The sequence below is a fragment of the Shewanella electrodiphila genome, from assembly GCF_023283985.1.
Lineage (GTDB): Bacteria > Pseudomonadota > Gammaproteobacteria > Enterobacterales > Shewanellaceae > Shewanella > Shewanella electrodiphila.
Window position 1 is genome coordinate 603,369 of record NZ_JAKIKU010000001.1, and the last position, 17,342, is coordinate 620,710.

Annotated in this window: 12 protein-coding genes and 1 pseudogene; 6 read left to right on the plus strand and 7 right to left on the minus strand. The window is 39.8% G+C overall.

The genetic code is table 11. The features are described 5' to 3' along the window. Positions 1 to 48: 48 nt before the first annotated feature. The gene (gene tilS / locus L2737_RS02655; protein ID WP_248954673.1) at positions 49 to 1,530 is read left to right on the plus strand and encodes a tRNA lysidine(34) synthetase TilS; all 1,482 of its coding nucleotides are present in this window, start codon (positions 49 to 51) and stop codon (positions 1,528 to 1,530) included. Positions 1,531 to 1,606: 76 nt separating this feature from the next. Here tilS and dgcS read toward each other — a convergent pair whose 3' ends face one another. Continuing rightward, the gene (dgcS, locus tag L2737_RS02660; protein ID WP_102527898.1) at positions 1,607 to 2,500 is read right to left on the minus strand and encodes a diguanylate cyclase DgcS; all 894 of its coding nucleotides are present in this window, start codon (positions 2,498 to 2,500) and stop codon (positions 1,607 to 1,609) included. Between the two features lie 192 nt (positions 2,501 to 2,692). Here dgcS and L2737_RS02665 point away from each other — a divergent pair, with 192 nt between their 5' ends. Continuing rightward, entirely contained in the window at positions 2,693 to 4,645 is a 1,953-nt protein-coding gene (locus L2737_RS02665; RefSeq protein ID WP_248954674.1) for a monovalent cation:proton antiporter family protein, read from the plus strand. A 120-nt stretch (positions 4,646 to 4,765) separates the two neighbouring features. Then, positions 4,766 to 8,026, plus strand: a complete 3,261-nt coding sequence (locus L2737_RS02670; RefSeq protein ID WP_248954675.1) for a DEAD/DEAH box helicase — start codon at positions 4,766 to 4,768, stop codon at positions 8,024 to 8,026. 117 nt (positions 8,027 to 8,143) lie between these two features. Here L2737_RS02670 and L2737_RS02675 read toward each other — a convergent pair whose 3' ends face one another. Next, the gene (locus L2737_RS02675) at positions 8,144 to 8,380 is read right to left on the minus strand and encodes a hypothetical protein (protein ID WP_248954676.1); all 237 of its coding nucleotides are present in this window, start codon (positions 8,378 to 8,380) and stop codon (positions 8,144 to 8,146) included. A 1,280-nt stretch (positions 8,381 to 9,660) separates the two neighbouring features. Between L2737_RS02675 and L2737_RS02680 the strand changes: the two genes are divergently transcribed. From L2737_RS02680 to L2737_RS02690, 3 genes are all read left to right on the plus strand, one after another. Beyond that, positions 9,661 to 10,032, plus strand: coding sequence for an SMI1/KNR4 family protein (locus L2737_RS02680; RefSeq protein WP_248954677.1), 372 nt, complete (start codon positions 9,661 to 9,663; stop codon positions 10,030 to 10,032). Between the two features lie 124 nt (positions 10,033 to 10,156). Continuing rightward, on the plus strand, positions 10,157 to 10,570 hold the full coding sequence (locus L2737_RS02685) for a DUF6678 family protein (RefSeq protein WP_248954678.1): 414 nt from the start codon (positions 10,157 to 10,159) through the stop codon (positions 10,568 to 10,570). 119 nt (positions 10,571 to 10,689) lie between these two features. Beyond that, positions 10,690 to 10,986, plus strand: a complete 297-nt coding sequence (locus L2737_RS02690) for a hypothetical protein (RefSeq protein ID WP_248954679.1) — start codon at positions 10,690 to 10,692, stop codon at positions 10,984 to 10,986. Between the two features lie 256 nt (positions 10,987 to 11,242). Here the strand turns inward: L2737_RS02690 and L2737_RS02695 are convergent. The 5 genes and pseudogenes from L2737_RS02695 to L2737_RS02715 form a co-directional block, all read right to left on the minus strand. Beyond that, positions 11,243 to 11,890 (minus strand): annotated as a pseudogene (locus L2737_RS02695) (IS91 family transposase); the annotation flags it as partial. Between the two features lie 137 nt (positions 11,891 to 12,027). After that, positions 12,028 to 13,329, minus strand: coding sequence for a CDP-glycerol glycerophosphotransferase family protein (locus L2737_RS02700; protein ID WP_248954680.1), 1,302 nt, complete (start codon positions 13,327 to 13,329; stop codon positions 12,028 to 12,030). Positions 13,330 to 13,440: 111 nt separating this feature from the next. Beyond that, a complete protein-coding gene (gene tagD / locus L2737_RS02705) occupies positions 13,441 to 13,836 on the minus strand; it encodes a glycerol-3-phosphate cytidylyltransferase (RefSeq protein WP_229372382.1) in 396 nt (131 codons plus the stop codon). A gap of 58 nt (positions 13,837 to 13,894) precedes the next feature. Continuing rightward, positions 13,895 to 15,289, minus strand: coding sequence for a sugar phosphate nucleotidyltransferase (locus tag L2737_RS02710; protein ID WP_248954682.1), 1,395 nt, complete (start codon positions 15,287 to 15,289; stop codon positions 13,895 to 13,897). 8 nt (positions 15,290 to 15,297) lie between these two features. Continuing rightward, positions 15,298 to 17,265 (minus strand): WecB/TagA/CpsF family glycosyltransferase, encoded by a 1,968-nt coding sequence (locus tag L2737_RS02715; RefSeq protein WP_248954683.1) that lies wholly within the window; start codon positions 17,263 to 17,265, stop codon positions 15,298 to 15,300. Positions 17,266 to 17,342 lie beyond the last annotated feature (77 nt).

Consider the following 17,342-nt stretch of genomic DNA (forward strand, 5'->3'; position numbering starts at 1 on the left):
GCTTAATGAACCGTGTCTTTGAGCCTGCTACTTATGGAATGAACTAAGATGACAGTGAATGATATTTGTCAGGCTCTTGAGCGTTATACCTTACCTTTAATGCAAACACAGGCTATAGCAACTGAGCCTGTGACTGCCGAAGCTTCGGGCAATCAATCAGCGAAGTTAGTATTAGCTTACAGTGGCGGTGTTGATTCGGAATGCTTAGCGTATGGGTTAAGTTTGTTTGCGCAGAAAAACCCTCATATTCCTTGTCTATTAGTTCATGTACATCATGGCTTAAGTGCTAATGCAGATACTTGGATTGAACACTGTATTTCTCAAGCTACCAAGTATCAATTACCTATTCAAATTGAACGGGTTAATTTAACTAAAGCGCCGCGTAAAAGTTTAGAGGCAATAGCGAGAGAAGCACGTTACAACGTGTTTAAAAAGTATCTTAATCCTTCCGATATATTACTTACAGCTCATCATCAAGACGACCAACTTGAAACACTGTTATTAGCGTTAAAACGTGGGCAAGGGCCTAAAGGTTTAGCAGCTATGGGGGTCATTCAGCCTTTTAATCAACACAGCTGGATTGTTAGGCCATTGCTGGATGTCTCAAAAGGGCAAATTGAATCATTTGCTGCATCTGTGGAGCTTAAACACATTGAAGATGAAAGTAATCAAGACGAGCAATTTGATCGAAACTTCTTACGCCAAGATATTATTCCACGTTTGAAACAACGTTGGCCAAGCATAGCAGTCACCGCTTCAAGAAGTGCTAACTTGTGTGCTCAACAGCAACAAGTTATCGAGCAAGAAGTGAATAATCGCTTACCGGCATTTATTGATGATTCAGGCGCTGGTCACTATTCCGCTTTTAAATTACTAGAGTTGCGAGAGCAATCGACTCAATGGCAAAGCTTATTACTTCGGGGCTACATTCAATCTCAAGGGTTTAATTTGCCATCCCAGTCTCAGCTGGAGCAAGTACTAGAACAAGTGCTATATGCCGCTGATGATGCCAAAGTCGATGTGCATTGTGGCGACTATTCAATAAAGCGTTTTGCAGGTAAAGCTTATATTGTTCCTGCAATTAAGCTGGCTGAATTGGCGAAAGATCAGAAGCTGATTACAGATAAACTGGTCAATTTTGTTACTAAGCCTCAGTCAGAGCTTATTTCGGGTGATCTTTTTGAGTTACAGAGCTCTGAGTTACCGAGCTCTGAGCTAATAAGCACTGAAGCTGGCATTAATCGTTTGAAGGTGAATGTTGTAACAGATGGAGTGCGGTTAAGGCTGCCTAATGTTGAACAAGTGAGTGTGGTATTCGGCGCTAAAGGCAGTACACGTTGTCAGCCTCATTTTAGAGATAAAGGACGTGAGCTTAAAAAAATATGGCAAGAACTTGCCGTGCCGCCTTGGATCAGAAGTCAAATTCCACTGGTTTTCTATAACGATAATCTTGTTGCTGCAGTGGGACTTTGGGTCGATAAGCGTTATTTAGCCAAGCAGCAAACATTGGGATTTGTTTTTACGTCTTAATATCTCAACGATAAAGCCAATGCACTTAGTTTAATAAAACCTCTTAACTACTGGATATACTAATTCGCATATCCAGTTAAAGGTTTTTGTTGCTCATTTTAAAGCAATTTCTTCCTGCAGCTTTCGCACTATATAGCGCTTTATCAGCGGCTTCATATAACTTATCTTGCACATTTGAAACGGTCGAATCCGTCACACCGATGCTGCACTGAACATTAAAAGCATGCATTAATGGGTGCTCAGCCATTGCTGCAATAATGCGTTGACACAAAGGTGTCATTTCGAGTTCATTTCCTTGGGCTATAATAATAAATTCATCACCACCAATACGGAACGCTTGGTCGGTATTGCGAATGGCTTCATTGATTAATTCCGCAAATTCAGACAATACAGTGTCACCTAACTTGTGACCATGTTTATCATTTAGACTTTTAAAATTGTCTAAGTCTAAAACTAACAAAGCAATATCACCTTGGTTACGATTAGCTCTCGCCAATGCATTTTTAATGGTTTGGCGATAGTAGTAACGATTGCCTAAACCGGTCAACGCATCAAACATGGCTTTATTAGACATTTGATCAAATTTAATCGCATTAAAAAATGGCTGAGAAAACAAAGATTCAAGTTCGTTTAATTGCAGTGTTTGGCTCGGTGTTAACGGCGCTGTTAGATAATATTTAATGCTGTATGGCTCACCAAACCCACTGATAACACGTTGTTGGTTTAAACCATGACAGCGTCCCCAGTTAAGTTTGAGCTGTTGATTAAGTTGCAACCCCTGGATCGGCAATAGTTGGCCGAGCGTTTTGCCGTAGCTGGCAAACACTGTTCTAGGGTCTAAACTCGAATGCATTTGCTGCAGGATATTCATCAAATTACGTTCTGAGTTAGCGCTGTTATATTTTGTATAAGACGCTGATTTACCCCAGTTTTGTTCTGGATATGGCTGTGAAGCAATTGCGTAATCCATTGTTAGTACCTCATTCAATGATTGCTTCCTGCAAAAAGTGGTGAACCGTTTGTTATTAACTTGTGTAACTAATGCAAAAAGTGCGCCTACTATTTTTTATACCTTATTTTCATATAGTTATTGTTAATGAATTACTTTGTTAATAGACTGTTTCTTTAATCGTTGATTTTTTGACTCGGAGAACACGTATTTATGGAGCACAGCATTTTTATCCATATTCTCTCAATGTTGGTGATTGCTATTGTGGCAATTTCAATACTTCGACGATTTGGGTTGCCGCCTATTCTTGCTTATTTACTGACAGGTGTTGTGAGCGGCCCTAGTGGTTTTCATTGGTTTACTCAACAACAAATGCACTCTGTGGCTGAGCTTGGAGTGGTATTACTGATGTTCAGTTTAGGGCTTGAGTTTTCGGTACCTAAACTTTGGTCAATGCGGCGCACAGTATTCGGTTTAGGTAGTGCGCAAGTGACTTTTACTGCACTCATTGCAGGGTTAGTGGCTTTGCTATTTGGGCAAAACATGATTTCAGCTGTGGTGATTGGTTCTGCAGTGGCACTCTCTTCAACTGCAATTGTCCTTAAGCTAGTCAATGAGCAAGGCTGGATGCGAAGACGGCATGGCGAGCTATCGGTCAGTGTGCTGTTGTTTCAAGACATTGCCGTCGTGCCTTTATTGATTGTATTACCGCTATTATCAACCAACGGCGAGCCGATAGGCTTTCTTGAAATTGCATGGGGAATGCTGACAGGGATCTTAGCGTTTATTGGTTTAATGTCTTTTGGTAAGTGGATCCTACCGCGCATATTTGATGAAGTTGCACGCTCTCGCTCAAACGAGCTTTTTGTTCTTTCAACCTTGGTTGTTGTATTAGTGACGGGTGCGTTTACTCAGTGGCTTGGGTTATCAATGGCGCTTGGGGCATTTATTGCTGGCATGCTATTAGGTGAAAGCCAATATCGCCGTCAACTCGAAGCCGATATAAGACCGTTTCGTGACTTGTTAATGGGTCTGTTCTTTATTTCCATTGGTATGCTGCTTGATTTCTCAATTGTCGCTGAATTTTGGTGGCAAATATTATTGATCCTAATTGCGGTGTTATTAACTAAAACCATAGTGGTGTTTGGGATCCTTAAACTGGGTGGTGAGCAATTTAAAGTAGCGTTAAGTACGGCTATCAGCCTTGCACAAGTAGGCGAATTTAGTTTTGTCGTGCTGGCGCTAGCGGTTAATTATGAACTGCTTGAAACTCAGATGAGCACGATATTTGTCATGGTTGCGGTGCTTTCAATGTCGATAGCGCCATGGCTTGTTCGAAATAGTCTTATCATTGCGCAAAAGATTGAAGGTAAGACATCAAAAAAATCGACAATAGAAGATGAGTTTCAATTACCACCACCAGAAGACGGCGATTTGGTATTGATCTTAGGTTATGGCCGTGTGGGCCAGACCATTGCCCGCTTTTTAAAAACAGAGGCTGTGCCTTTTGTGGTGTTAGATTTAGATCCTAAACGTGTGTCCGAAGCCAAACTTGCTGGTGAGCCCGTATTCTTCGGTGATGCTTGTAAAATGGGTCTGCTAAAACAAATTGGTATTCGCCGCGCCAGCATGGTGGTGATTACCTTTGGCGAATCAAGGCAAGTTGAAGATTGTTTAGCATTGTCGAGAAAGCTTGCCACAGAGACTAAAATTCTTGTCCGAACCACAGATGATGCGGAGCTTGATAGCTTAAAGGAAATGGGCGCAACACAAGTTATCCCCGAAAAACTAGAAGGCAGTTTGATGCTTGTGTCACAGGTACTTTATAAATGTGGTGTACCTTTGCCGCGAATTATTAAGCGTCTTGAATCAGAACGACGCAATCATTATCAATATCTGCACGGCTTTTTTACAGGGGCAGAAACCGACTTTACCCTTGAGTTATTGCATGCGGTGTCTTTAGATACAGGTTCTAACGCGGTAGGTAAGACGTTGACGGCTATTCCATGGTCTGAGTTAGGGGTTGAAATACGCGCTGTAAGGCGAAAAGGAGAGGAAATTAGTCCTCCGCCTGAGGATTGGGTATTTCAACGTAAAGACATCATTATGTTAGTGGGAAAACCCCGTGCAATAGAAACTGCTGAAGAGTATTTATTACAAGGGTGATGGTTTTTTTTGAAGATGGCCGAATACAGTAGAATTTTGCCATCTTCTTCCATACAATGGATGGTTACGTTCGTTGTTGTGTAGCCAATTTTTCTTGCTACAGCTTGTATGGAATAGTGCATGTCGGCCAAATTATTTAATCTTCCAATTAAAATTAGCTTAGACCTTATTGCTAAGTTATTTTCTTCTGCTCAACTTCAAAAAGCACAGAACTATCTAATTGAAGGGCGTGTACTTGAAGTACATGCAAGCCAAGAGAATCATAATATTGAATCTTACGTGGTGGGCTCTGCGATCGAGCCTTATCGACAAGATATAACCTTGGTTAACGTGAACCATAAAATTGTGATGAAATCTCACTGCTCTTGTCCTGTTGCAAGCAACTGTAAACATGTTGCAGCAGCACTCTTAGCCCTAATTGACAAAAAGCCCGTTGAAGAGCAACGCTTAAGTCAGTGGTTAATGCAGTTAGAAAAACAAGATCTTATTAATCCAGTCGAAGAAGAGGATGAAGAAAAAGATCGTATCATCTTCTCTTTATCTAGCGATCATCATGGCATTTTTGTTGACTTCAAGCGCAGCAAATTGAATAAGAAAGGCCAATACAACAAAGGCAGTAAAGTCGCCTTAAACGATGTTAAGTATCATCTTCCTTGGTGGATTAACCCTGAAGATAGCCAGATAATCAGCTTGTTATTATCTTCTTCAAAAAGTGCCTCAAAGATTTATCTAGAAGGTGAAATTTGTGCATTAGCATTGAACAAAATGCTGGAATTAGGCACATGTTTTTGGGAAGAGAGCCGCACACCATTAGCAATAACACATCCCGTAGCTCCCGATTTTGTTTGGCAAGAAACTGATGCACGTCATACGCAAATTAGTATGAGCATGCCTGAATTAGACAACTGGGAATTTATTGCCACTTGTCCGCCGATGTTCGTTGATTTGGACTATTTAAAAATTGGCGCAGTTGCAACGGATTTAACTGTTGAAAAGCTCAAGCTATTACAACAAATGCCGCCAGTGCCGCTGGATAAGGTCGACTCGATCAGCGACAAAATGCTACGTCATTTCTCGCCTAAAAGTGTGCCTGTTCCCAGTGAGATAGAGTTTCATGAGATTGAAGATCCATTAAAGGTAAAATTAACCTTTACCATGGTGCAGCTCAATGACAGCGCGGTGCTTCAACCAGTATTACAACTTGAGTTTGCTTATGGTGATATTGCGATTGCAGGTAAAGTGAGTCGTGAGAAAATCAGCTTAATTAAACAAGGTAAGGTGCAATATCAAATTCATCGAGAACTAGAAGGTGAAGCACAAGCAATAGCATGTTTACAAAGCCTGCAGTTACAGGCCATTGATAATAGTTTATTAACTTATACCAATCATTCAGCCTGTTTTTATAGTCTAGGTTTGATGCCTGAAATGGTAAACGAATGGGCGCAATTAACCACGTTTGGGATTATGACCCTTGAAGACTTAGGTTATGAAGTTGAGTTTGCTCCTGAGTTTGATCTCAACATTATTGATGCAGACATCGAAGTCGATTTAGATGACGATGAAGACAGTGGTTGGTTCTCATTATCACTGAATGCGGATATCGAAGGCCAAAGCGTGCCTTTATTGAGTTTAGTTGCTCGTTGGCTACAGCAAAATGGCGAGCCTGATGATGAGCAAGAACTTATCCTACCAGGGCCAAATGGCCGATTTGTGAAGATAAAAGCCAAAACCATTAAACCTTTGATTTCGGTAATCCAAGAACTGTTTCAACGAGGCGGCGGCGATTTACTGGAAGTACCACGTAACCGAGCTGACTTACTCAATGAGTTATCCGAAAGTGATATCCGTTTATTAAACGGTGAGCGCGTCAGGCACCTTGCGACTAAATTGTCAGAGTTTAAAGGTATTCAAGCTGTTGAGTTACCAACAGGCTTAAATGCCACGTTACGTGATTATCAAAAACAAGGCTATGATTGGCTTTGTTTCCTGAAAGAGTACCAATTAGGCGGGATCCTTGCCGATGATATGGGCTTAGGTAAGACGCTTCAAACACTAGCATTTTTGTTAAAAGCAAAACAGATGAAAGCATTTGCAGCGAGTACCAGCTTAAATACTCCAGCAAGAACGACCTCTGGGAAAACCAGACCCAGCCTGATTGTTTGTCCTACCAGCCTTGTCGGTAATTGGTATAAAGAAGCACAGAAATTTACCCCAGATTTAAAAGTGCTGGTGGTACATGGCAACAAACGCCAAGCACTGTTAGATAAAATTGAAGATTTTGATGTCATTGTGACCACATATCCATTAATTTTGCGCGATGAAATGGTTTACAGTGAATACAGCTTTGAGCACATCATTTTAGATGAAGCGCAGCAAATCAAAAATGCCCAAGCAAAAGTGACTCAAGCGCTGAAAACCTTTAAAGGCCAATTCAGATTATGCCTTTCGGGTACGCCGCTTGAAAACCATTTAGGTGAATTAAAGTCGTTAATGGACTTTTGTTTACCCGGGCTTTTAGGTCAGCACGCCTACTTTAACAAAGAGTTTAGAGGACCGATTGAAAAGCAAGCTGACACTGAAAAATCGGCGATTTTGCTTAACCGTATTGCGCCTTTCTTATTACGCCGTACTAAGATTGAAGTGATGTCGGAACTGCCTGAAAAAACCATTATCGTGCAAACGCTTGAGCTTGAAAAAGACCAACGTAATTTATATGAAAGTATCCGTTTAGTGATGGAGAAAAAGCTGCGTGAACTGTTTGCTAAACAAGGTGTTTCAAGTAGTCATATTGAATTTTTAGATGCATTACTTAAGCTACGCCAAGCATGTTGTGATCCACGCTTAGTGAAACTCGAACAAGCTCAACATGTTGAGAATAATGCCAAACTAACTTGGCTAACTGAAAACGTGCCTGAAATGGTGGAAGAGGGGCGTAAGATACTCATATTCAGTCAGTTTACTGGGATGCTTGCGCTTATCGAGCAAGAATTTATCAATATGGGGATTAGTTACAGTAAGCTCACTGGGCAAACCCGTAATCGTCAGGTTGAAATTGATGCATTCCAAGAAGGTGAAGTACCCGTATTTTTGATCAGTTTAAAAGCTGGCGGAACAGGGCTTAACTTAACCGCTGCAGATACTGTGATCCACTTTGATCCTTGGTGGAACCCAGCAGCTGAAAAGCAAGCAACTGATAGAGCGCACCGCATAGGGCAGCTAAATCCTGTGTTTGTTTATAAGTTGATTGCCCAAGGAACAGTTGAAGAGAAAATTCAAGAAATGCAGCAGCATAAACAAAGCTTAGCTGACAGTATTTTAGCGGGTAGTGCCAAGAGTCAATGGCAAGGTAATGCGGACGATTTATTGTCATTATTGCGTTAGTTAACAACGGCTAGTTTCACTGTGACTGTGTATTCACTATGGCGATTATTGATAGTTTCTGGCACTTTATGCTGGTCGAAACGGGGTAGGGGCAAGTCGTTTATGCCCCAAGATTTTTTAGCAGCTTTCGTTAGCTAATGATTTATATATTTGAATAGAATCTAAACTTAAATCTAAATCTAAATCTAAATCTAAATCTAAATCTAAATTTAAATCTGAATCAAAGTCGTGGATTTTCCACCCACACCCGACCAAGAGGGTATCAACAGCAATACCCTCTTGGATCACCCTGCCGCCCCTATCGAAAAATGCTGTAAAGCGCATATTTTCAACGGGGATTAATCCAGCTTTCAACTTCGTTTGTTGATAACTTCGACCTTATTCGAAAATGCTAACGCTTCCGATGGGCCTTCCATGGCCCGACGAAAGCTAGCCTGACGTCCTGTCAGGCTCACGCTATTTTCTCTGCGTCCTCAATTCAAATTTAATCTTCTAGCTAATTAGAACTAGATCTTTTTAGCTCTTTAAATTGTCACGAATACAGTCAAATCGAAGAGACAATAATCCCAGTGTAGATGCAGCAGCGAGCTTTTGACTGCCAAGGATGGCGGGAATGTCATTTTTTGTCGGGAACAAATATGACCAAAATATGGATGTTTTGGCAGAGCTTACATGGACCTTTTGATTTATATAAAGAATGCAGCGTCTCGCAGTTGTATCTGCACATAAGGTCGCTCTTTCACATCTGACCCATAGGGATATGGGAAATGTCATTATGATGTAGGGAAAATCATTGACCATGTGATCGCGACATTCCGTTCATCCTGTACATCCCAGCGGCAGGCAATGGATTAGATAGAAGTAATGGTCTGCTGTAACTGAGCCAATATAAATGAAGTATAGAATTGGTAACCTTAAAACGCTTTTGTCCCAAAGTTTGTTAGCCTTTTAATTATAGCTGTGTGTATATACAGTTATAATTAAAATGCAGCAATTGACAGCATTTGCTTCTCGTTATGTAAAAGCCAAAAGTTCTCGGATTTACCAACCGAAAAAATTTATATTGTTGAAAAATATACATTTTATTATTGAAAAATTTACATAACGACCCAAGGTAATTCTCGGTTATCTCTATTCTCGGTTTTATCCACTATTTAGTCGATTGATTTAAATTTTGATGGCTGTTAAGTTATTAAAATTATTAATAAATTAAGCTGAAAAGTGATTGAGTGTTGGTAAGTAGCCTAGGGGTGTTTATCGGAATTCTCGCTAATAAGCTGTTCTTGACCTGCGGTAGACGATTTTTTAGTAAAAAGAAGTGATATTTTAGTCTAGCCGAGGGAGTAGATAGAACCAAACGTGATGGAAGAAACGCCTATTTTATGGTAGCTTGAAGGCACTTGCTAAGGCTCGTAAAGCGTAGCTTTTAAAGAGACCTGCAATTGACTTCAAGTAAAGAAGCGATGCTTCCCTCACGCCGCAGGGGGGCTTCAATTAAGCCCCAAGGGCATGGAATATGAACTCACGGATTGAGTAGCGATAACCTCCTCTCTCCGAAGTAAAGAACAACCCGTTACATGAGACCTACGGCTCATGAACTATGATCGTTATGTGTAATCAAGGATTCGGTGTAAATGGAAAGTTTTGAGTTTAAACCACCAAGCGATATTGAAATTTCTGAGGCTCAACAGAAATTAGGTTTTACGTTTCCAAACGATTATATCGACTTTATCAAATCTGGTTATGATCTTGGAAATGCTCCAATGGAAGCTCTAGAAATCAATAACGCTCAAAGTCACCTTGATATCTATTCCGCAATTGCAGATGCTAAAAAATTCTATGAACTTCCCGATGAATTGCTTCCAATTTGTGAAGACAACTCTGATTACTACTGCCTGAATAAGTCAGGGCAAGTAGTCTTTTGGTCACATAATGGCTTAACTGATGAAATGTGGCAAAATACAAAAGAGTGGCATATTCAAATGATTGCTGAGGCTTTAGAGTAAATTACACATAACAAGAAAATTAAGCGGGACTAAAAACAGTTTGCTCGGTTTCGCTTCGCTACACATTTTAGCAAACAATTTTTAGCCCCTTATTGGGGCGTTATAAGCCATCAGGATATTTGCATTGCCCGCTAGAATCGAAGAAGAACTCAAAAAATTAATTAAACTAAAATTTGAAGTGTCTCATATGTCTAATGCAAAATGGCGCAAGTTATTTACGGCCTTAGATTCTGTAGAGGTTAGAGTAGCTTATTGGAAATTTGTAGATTTAGATTCTGAATTTCAAGATAGATTTATCAAATCAGATGCACTTATGGATAAATTTGTTGGTGATACGGGGCTAATTGTTGGGCCTTTTGCCTATCGAAGAATTGAATGGTTGGAGATACCAATCATTGCTAAAGATCCAATCCAGCCAAAAGTGCCATTTTTAAACTTCGAGCAAAATATTCAACAAATTGAAGATATTCTTAACTCAATTGGTCATTTTAAAATTCTAAAAACTAAACGTGGTTTACGTATTGTAGGTCATGAGTAAATGGCTTATAACAAGCAATTCAACAGGACTAAAAACAGTGGGCAGTTCGCTTCGCTCCATTTTAGCCCACAATTTTTAGCCCGTTAATTGGGCGTTAGGCAAATCGAGGAATAACGAGTTTGGGCACTTCTTCGATAATATTTTGTATCGATGTAATAATTACTTCATTGTGTATGTATGTGGCAACAAAACTATCTTTTGTTAAAGCAGATCTTAAAGCTTTATTGGTAATAGTATCTCTTGTTTCTGTTGTCGCTTTAATCCCAACTATTGGTTGGGTTTTAAGTCTTTGTTTATTTATTTACTTATTAATGAAAGTGACTAACGCTAATTTAATCGATTGCTTCTGGGTTGTAGCTTTTACAAAACTTGTAACTTTCATGGCATTATTAATGCTCGGTAGCCTATTTGCCTAACAGATAAGGATAGGCCGCGCGTAGCCGCGTCCTTATCCCAAGTGTTGAACAAGCCCGAGTGATACCTTTATAGTGTAAATATCGGCGTAAGAACTTACGCTTTTTCGATGTGTGCAGAGCAGTTACATTTTTCACTAGCCGCATCGATCCCTTAGCATCGCCAGCTAATTTCGTTACCTCAAAATATCAATACCTTAGCACCTCCTGATACTTTTATTGTTCTGCATCTTAAGTGTTAACTTTCTAATTCCTCGGCTTAAACAGTGGCGTTAGGTGTCGTTGGTTTTCGTCTAAGAAAGCTTGTCAGTCGTTCATGCACCCCCATAAATATCATCGGTTGTCGGCAACAAGGGCAAGGTCGTATGGCTTGAGTTTTAGTGGTGTTTTCGAGCGGCGTAAACACGGTACCAGCAACGGCTAACATCAAGCGTATTCTTTGCCGTAGCCTGGCAGCACTTCCTCTGAGTAATCCATAATCTCTCACTCGCCGTAAGCCTTTCGGCAGCACATGTTGCAGTACCAACCATAGAAATTCGACAGTGGGTAAAGTACGTATTTCAGTGGCTTGGGTTTGGTTATTTTGATACTCGAAGCTCACTTGGCCATCGATATTGCTGACGATATTTTTATCGGGTACTACGCCGCGATAAAGGTATCGCGACAGGTACTTTAGTGCAGGCAGCCCTTTGCCAACGTGTTGACAGTCAACCACCCACTTTTTGGGGATTGAGGTTGGTATCTTGATGTTGAGCTTATCGGTTAGTTGCGTTAGCAATCTTGCTCGCCACACTTTGGCCAGGTTAAAGGCGTTAAACAGGTATTTACCCTTGTGTTTTTTCCACTGTTTTTTCGCTTTATCGAAGCTACCCGCAGGGATAATGAAATGGATGTGAGGATGAAAGTCAAAACAAGTGGGGTCAGAGTAAACTTAATTATTTTTCAATCAAATGGCACATGAGCCAAGGCTAATTGCAAACTCATTTCTGTCCACAAATGAGTTTAAAAATAATCAAAAGTTATAATAATTGTAACGCTGTGAGCTTATGCGCTGACGAGTTTATCCAATTGTTTGAAGCAATCATTGTGTTGATATTGCCAATAGAGCTGAGCTAATTCAGTTCTATTTTTTTTGTTTGTTAATGAACTAATATTGGTGTTTTGGCTTAAATTACTCAAGTAAAGGTTCAGCTGCGCAAACTCTGTGAACACTTCTCCTGCCATGGGTAAATCATCTGCGTACGGGTAACATTGTCGGCTATCGGACTGATAGGCTTGTTGATCAAACTGGAAAAAGACAATATCCGCTTTGGTTTGCAACATATCAATATATAAAGAAGAGTAGTCAGTGATTAACAGATCAACATCATTGATGATTTCATAAGTATCCTGCCAATCAGAAATATTGATGATATTGGGAAAATGTTGAATATCGTTAGCCAGATGAGCTTCATTCGGGTGTAGCCTGAATAGCAGTAATTGATTGTTGTCGACTAAAGAGGCTGACAATGCAGTAAAGTCGATAGCGTTAACGTAAGGGTTGGCGCTTGCTGCTTTGTTTGATGAGTCTGTTGTTAATGCTGAACTATCTCGCCATGAGGGCGCGTAGAGTATCACTTGTTTGACGTTATTGATGAGTTTCAATTCGTCGATTAATGATTGCTGATCGGGTAACGGTATATTTTGCTGACTCTTTTGAATTTGATTCTTACCTTGATTGTTACCTTGATTGTTACTTTTATTGTAAGCTTGATAGTAATCAGTGCGAGGGTTGCCTGTTAATATCATTTGTTGCTCGCTAATTCTAAAGGCACCAGCAAATAAGCGTGCAACCAAATCACTCGGTGCAATCATATGATCAGGCCGAACTTTTTGTTGATGGTACTGCGCTGCTGAAATGAATTTATCGTGCAGTGTTTGTGGATGATAAACCTTGAAAAGTGGGCCATTATTGATATCAAATTCAATTCTTTTTAATGGTGAGCCATGCCACAGATTTATTTTTATTGCTCCCCTGGCGAAATATTGATTAATATCGCCAATATAGCTGTTGTACACATAATATTTAGCCGTTAAAGCATGATAAATGCCTTTAAAACTCCATCTTGTATACGCTTCATATCCTTGCTCAACTAGTTGGTTTACCAGTACTTTATCGCCACTAATCCAAATAGCCCTTATGGTTAATGCTTGCTGCCAATGTAAGAATAAATACTTACTGTTATCTGCAAATTTATTCTTATAGCATCCCATCACAGCTTTGCGGGAGCGAGGACAAAAACCGCCAATAAAGTACAAAGATTGCGTCACGATATATCTAATACAATTAACAATGAATTGGCTCATATAATCTCTCCGTGACTATAAAAATCCTTTAAATACAAAGATAGCATTTATTTTTGCTGAGCCAAGATGAATATTTGATAATCACAATTATATTTCTAGTCTCAATGATTCCTAGCTCATAGTGGTGCTTAAATTGTTTTTAATTTCAGTGGTTGAGATGTCTTCTGTTCTGGTTAGGTAGAGCACTTCACACTGACTTGCTAGGTGATCAAATTGTCCTTTCCAGTCATCGCCAATAGCAAATATATCAACATCATAGTGCTCAATATCCTGAGCTTTTTGTTGCCAATTATTTTCAGGTATTACTCGAGATACATATTTACAGGCATTAATAATTTCACTGCGTTGCTCGTAACTAAAAAAAGCTGCTTTGCCTTTAAGTGCATTAAACTCATCAGTTGATACGCCCACAATCAATTGGTCGCACATCTTACTTAAGCGCTCAAGTAGTCTAACGTGACCAAAGTGAAATAAATCAAATGTGCCGTAGGTGATAATGGTTTTCATAATATTATTCCTTTATCGAGACTAAAAATGTGAGTCGATTTATATCAATAAGTTGTTGTTAGCTTTTCATTTCAATTGCGGGATTGGACTTATCAAATTGTTTTTTCAACATGTTCACTAGATACAATGGCTTTTTAGATTGCTCAAATTCCATCTCAACCATTTTCACTTCTTCAATCGGGGTTGATTCATCAAAGTTAAGTTGTACTGGGCCGTATACGCCATAGGTCGTTGAATCATCAGCTTTACTTTGGTATTTAGTTGAAGCGCCAAACAGGTTCAAGTCGCCTTTAATCACTAGCCAAATCTGCGGTAATAAAGCAAAACCAGGACTATCAATATTGAATTTATGCGCCTTTACGGCTTGTTGTTCGTTATTAATTACGGTCTCAGATACGATAGGTTTTTTGGGTTTTAGTATTAATGAACCTAAGAAAAGGCTGATTAACAAAGGCGATAATAAAAGGTATAGGAACATTAATACTGCACGCTGAAAAATGCCGTTGTAGTTAGTGGCTTCTTGAGTCGACTTTGCTATTAAGCTTTGATCTTCAACTTTGCTCCAACTGTTGGTTTGCGGATCAATAATGAGATCTTGTGAGATAATTTTGTTTTCAACACTTAATTGAGGCCCGACATAGGTGTTAGGTAAGATAATGCTATTTTGGATTTGGCTATCTTCAATAAAACAATATTCACCTACCACAATGCCCTGAGAAAGTTGTGCCTTACTGGATACTTTGGTGTATTCACCAATAGCGCCAAATACATCGGTTTCTGATAAATCAGGTAGCTGACACTGAGCTTCAACCACTAAACAACTCTGTGGCTGATTGGTATTAATTGTGCGGCCTTTAACACAAAAATCCTGACTATTTATCACATAATTTGAAGCGGCTACATACGCTGCTAGGCTATCAATATAAAAGCACTCCCCATGAAGTACCTGTGCCACACTGTTTGTATGATCAACTTCGGTCGTTTCTAATGGCCAATTTAATAATTGGTTATGCTTCCAGCCAGCAGGTAGCATCATCATTGCAGGGTTACGCTGCGCCATTTTTGCATGTACAAACTTTGATGGCATTAAGCGTGAGAATTCAATGAAACGCGCTAAACAAGGACTACGTAACATATCACCACGTACAACTAATGCTTGTGCGGTTTTATCAATACTCATACGTGATAGCACACTGTTAACGTGTTCTTCTGGCTTACTTAAAAAGTAATCAATGTTTAAGCCCCATTGTTCACCATTACCTATTTGCGATTCAATTTTTATAGCGTCGTGGCTGATAACCATTTTTACATTTGTCACTCCTGCAGAAGCTAAATCCTCTAGGGTATATTCCACTAAGGCTTTATTAGCGACAGGCAACAAAGCTGGGCAATAGTGTTGATCTAAAGGGGTTAATTCATTTCCGTTTCTGTTTGCAAATACGATAGCCTGCATAACATCTCCTAGTAGGCGCCACGCGCCAAAAGTACTGCTGGAATGGTTTTCAATAACAAGCTGATATCTTCTCTTAGTGATTGCTTGTAGATGTAATCAATATCTAGTTCTACTTGCTTATCAAAAGGAATATCTGAACGTCCGCTTACTTGCCAAATGCAGGTAATACCAGGTTTAACTCCCAATCTGCGACGGTCACTTAGTTGATATTGGCTTACTTCATTAGGTAGTGCAGGTCTTGGGCCAACTAATGACATATCGCCAATTAACACGTTCCAAAGCTGTGGCAACTCATCAATAGACGCTTTGCGGATGAGCTTACCTATGGTGGTAATACGTGGGTCTTTTTTCATTTTAAATAAGACGCCACCTTGCATTTCATTGTTTTGTTTGATTTTTTCTAGTCTTTCTTCAGCATCAATATACATTGAGCGAAACTTCCACATGGTAAAAGGTTGGTTATTTCGGCCACTTCGTACCTGTGAAAAAAAGATCGCACCTTTCGACTCAATACGAATACTTAACGCAGTGAACATGAATAACGGTGCTAATACGATTAGCAAAATGCTAGCGGCCACAATATCAAATGTGCGTTTTGCAAATTGACCACATTTGATGCCAAAGAAATACCAACGACGTTTATTCTGTGTGTTGGTTTGGCCTAACCCCGATAGCACCGGCTGTGATTGTTTAGTTTTAGTAGAGTGGTTTGAATTAGCGCTGCTTGTATTCGCGCTGCTTGTATTCGCAAAGTGCACAGGCATATTACTTGAACGTTTTTGCTTTAATACACGAGCAAGAAATAATGGATTACCGATAACATATCGCTTCCACATTCGTGTTGGCTCTTGGCCTAAACGCCAAATCCACTCCATACCCACTTGTCTTAGGGCAACGGGTGCTCTTGATACGTTATTAGCAAAGAAATCAAACAATCCACCGACACCAATAGCTACGCCAGTATTCAGCTCAGCTTTATGATCATGAATCCATTGGTCCTGTTTTGGTGCGCCCATACCAACTAGCAAAATCTGAGCTCCGGACTGGTTTATTTGCTCAATCACTTGTTGTTCATTTTCTTTATTTAGATAACCGTGATGACAACCAACCACTTCAAGGTTAGGGAACTGTTTGCGAAGGTTGGCAGCCGCTTCATCAGTTGTGCCGTTTTGACCGCCTAAGAAGAATATTTTTATACCTTGCTTAGCCGCTTGCTCACACAACAGCGGTAACATATCAGTGCCATTAACGTTATCTTTAAGGCCAATATGATGTAACTGACAGGCGATACGTATTCCGCTACCATCTGCAAAAACTTGGTCACACTGATTTACGGTATTGCGGTAATCTTTATTAGTTGCTGCAAGGTTAAGGCAATCCGCATTTACAAAGGCAAATTGTTTTGTGGTTGTTGATTGAGCAGAACGAATAAGTAAATCCACACTTTCGCTCATGGTGTTGTTATCGATATTCACCCCTAATAAATTAAATTGAGCGGGGTAATTAAGCTGAGTAGAGACAACGACCAGTTTGCTGAATAAACACTTAAGAATATTAATGATGTAATGAATTAAACCCGATGATGCTTGTGAACCTGAATCGATATGTTGGATCCCCATACGACGTTGCATTTGCTCAACCGATAACATTCCTGGACGGCTGTTGTCTTGGCTTGATTCAAACACAGCGTACTCAAACGCACTGCCTAGTAAACCAATATCGCCTTTTAAAACACTGTAAAACAAAGGTAATGATTTAAATCGACCTTGAGAAAAACGATAGATAGGCACTTCTTTGTTATCAGAGTGAATGTAAAGGGTTTCAAATACTGGCTGTTTTGAACAAGCTAGCATTAAAGTTTTGAACACTAAAATTGGACTGACGATAATCATCATGTATAGCGCGATGACCCAATCAAATATTAAAATAGCGATAGGTGGGTTATCTTGGTTTTTATCTAAGTGTGTTGTTTTCATCGGCAGCCTCACAATAATGCTTTTTAATCAGATACCTTGATATAGCAGGAAGTGTTCCAATGTTTTTAATTAACTGA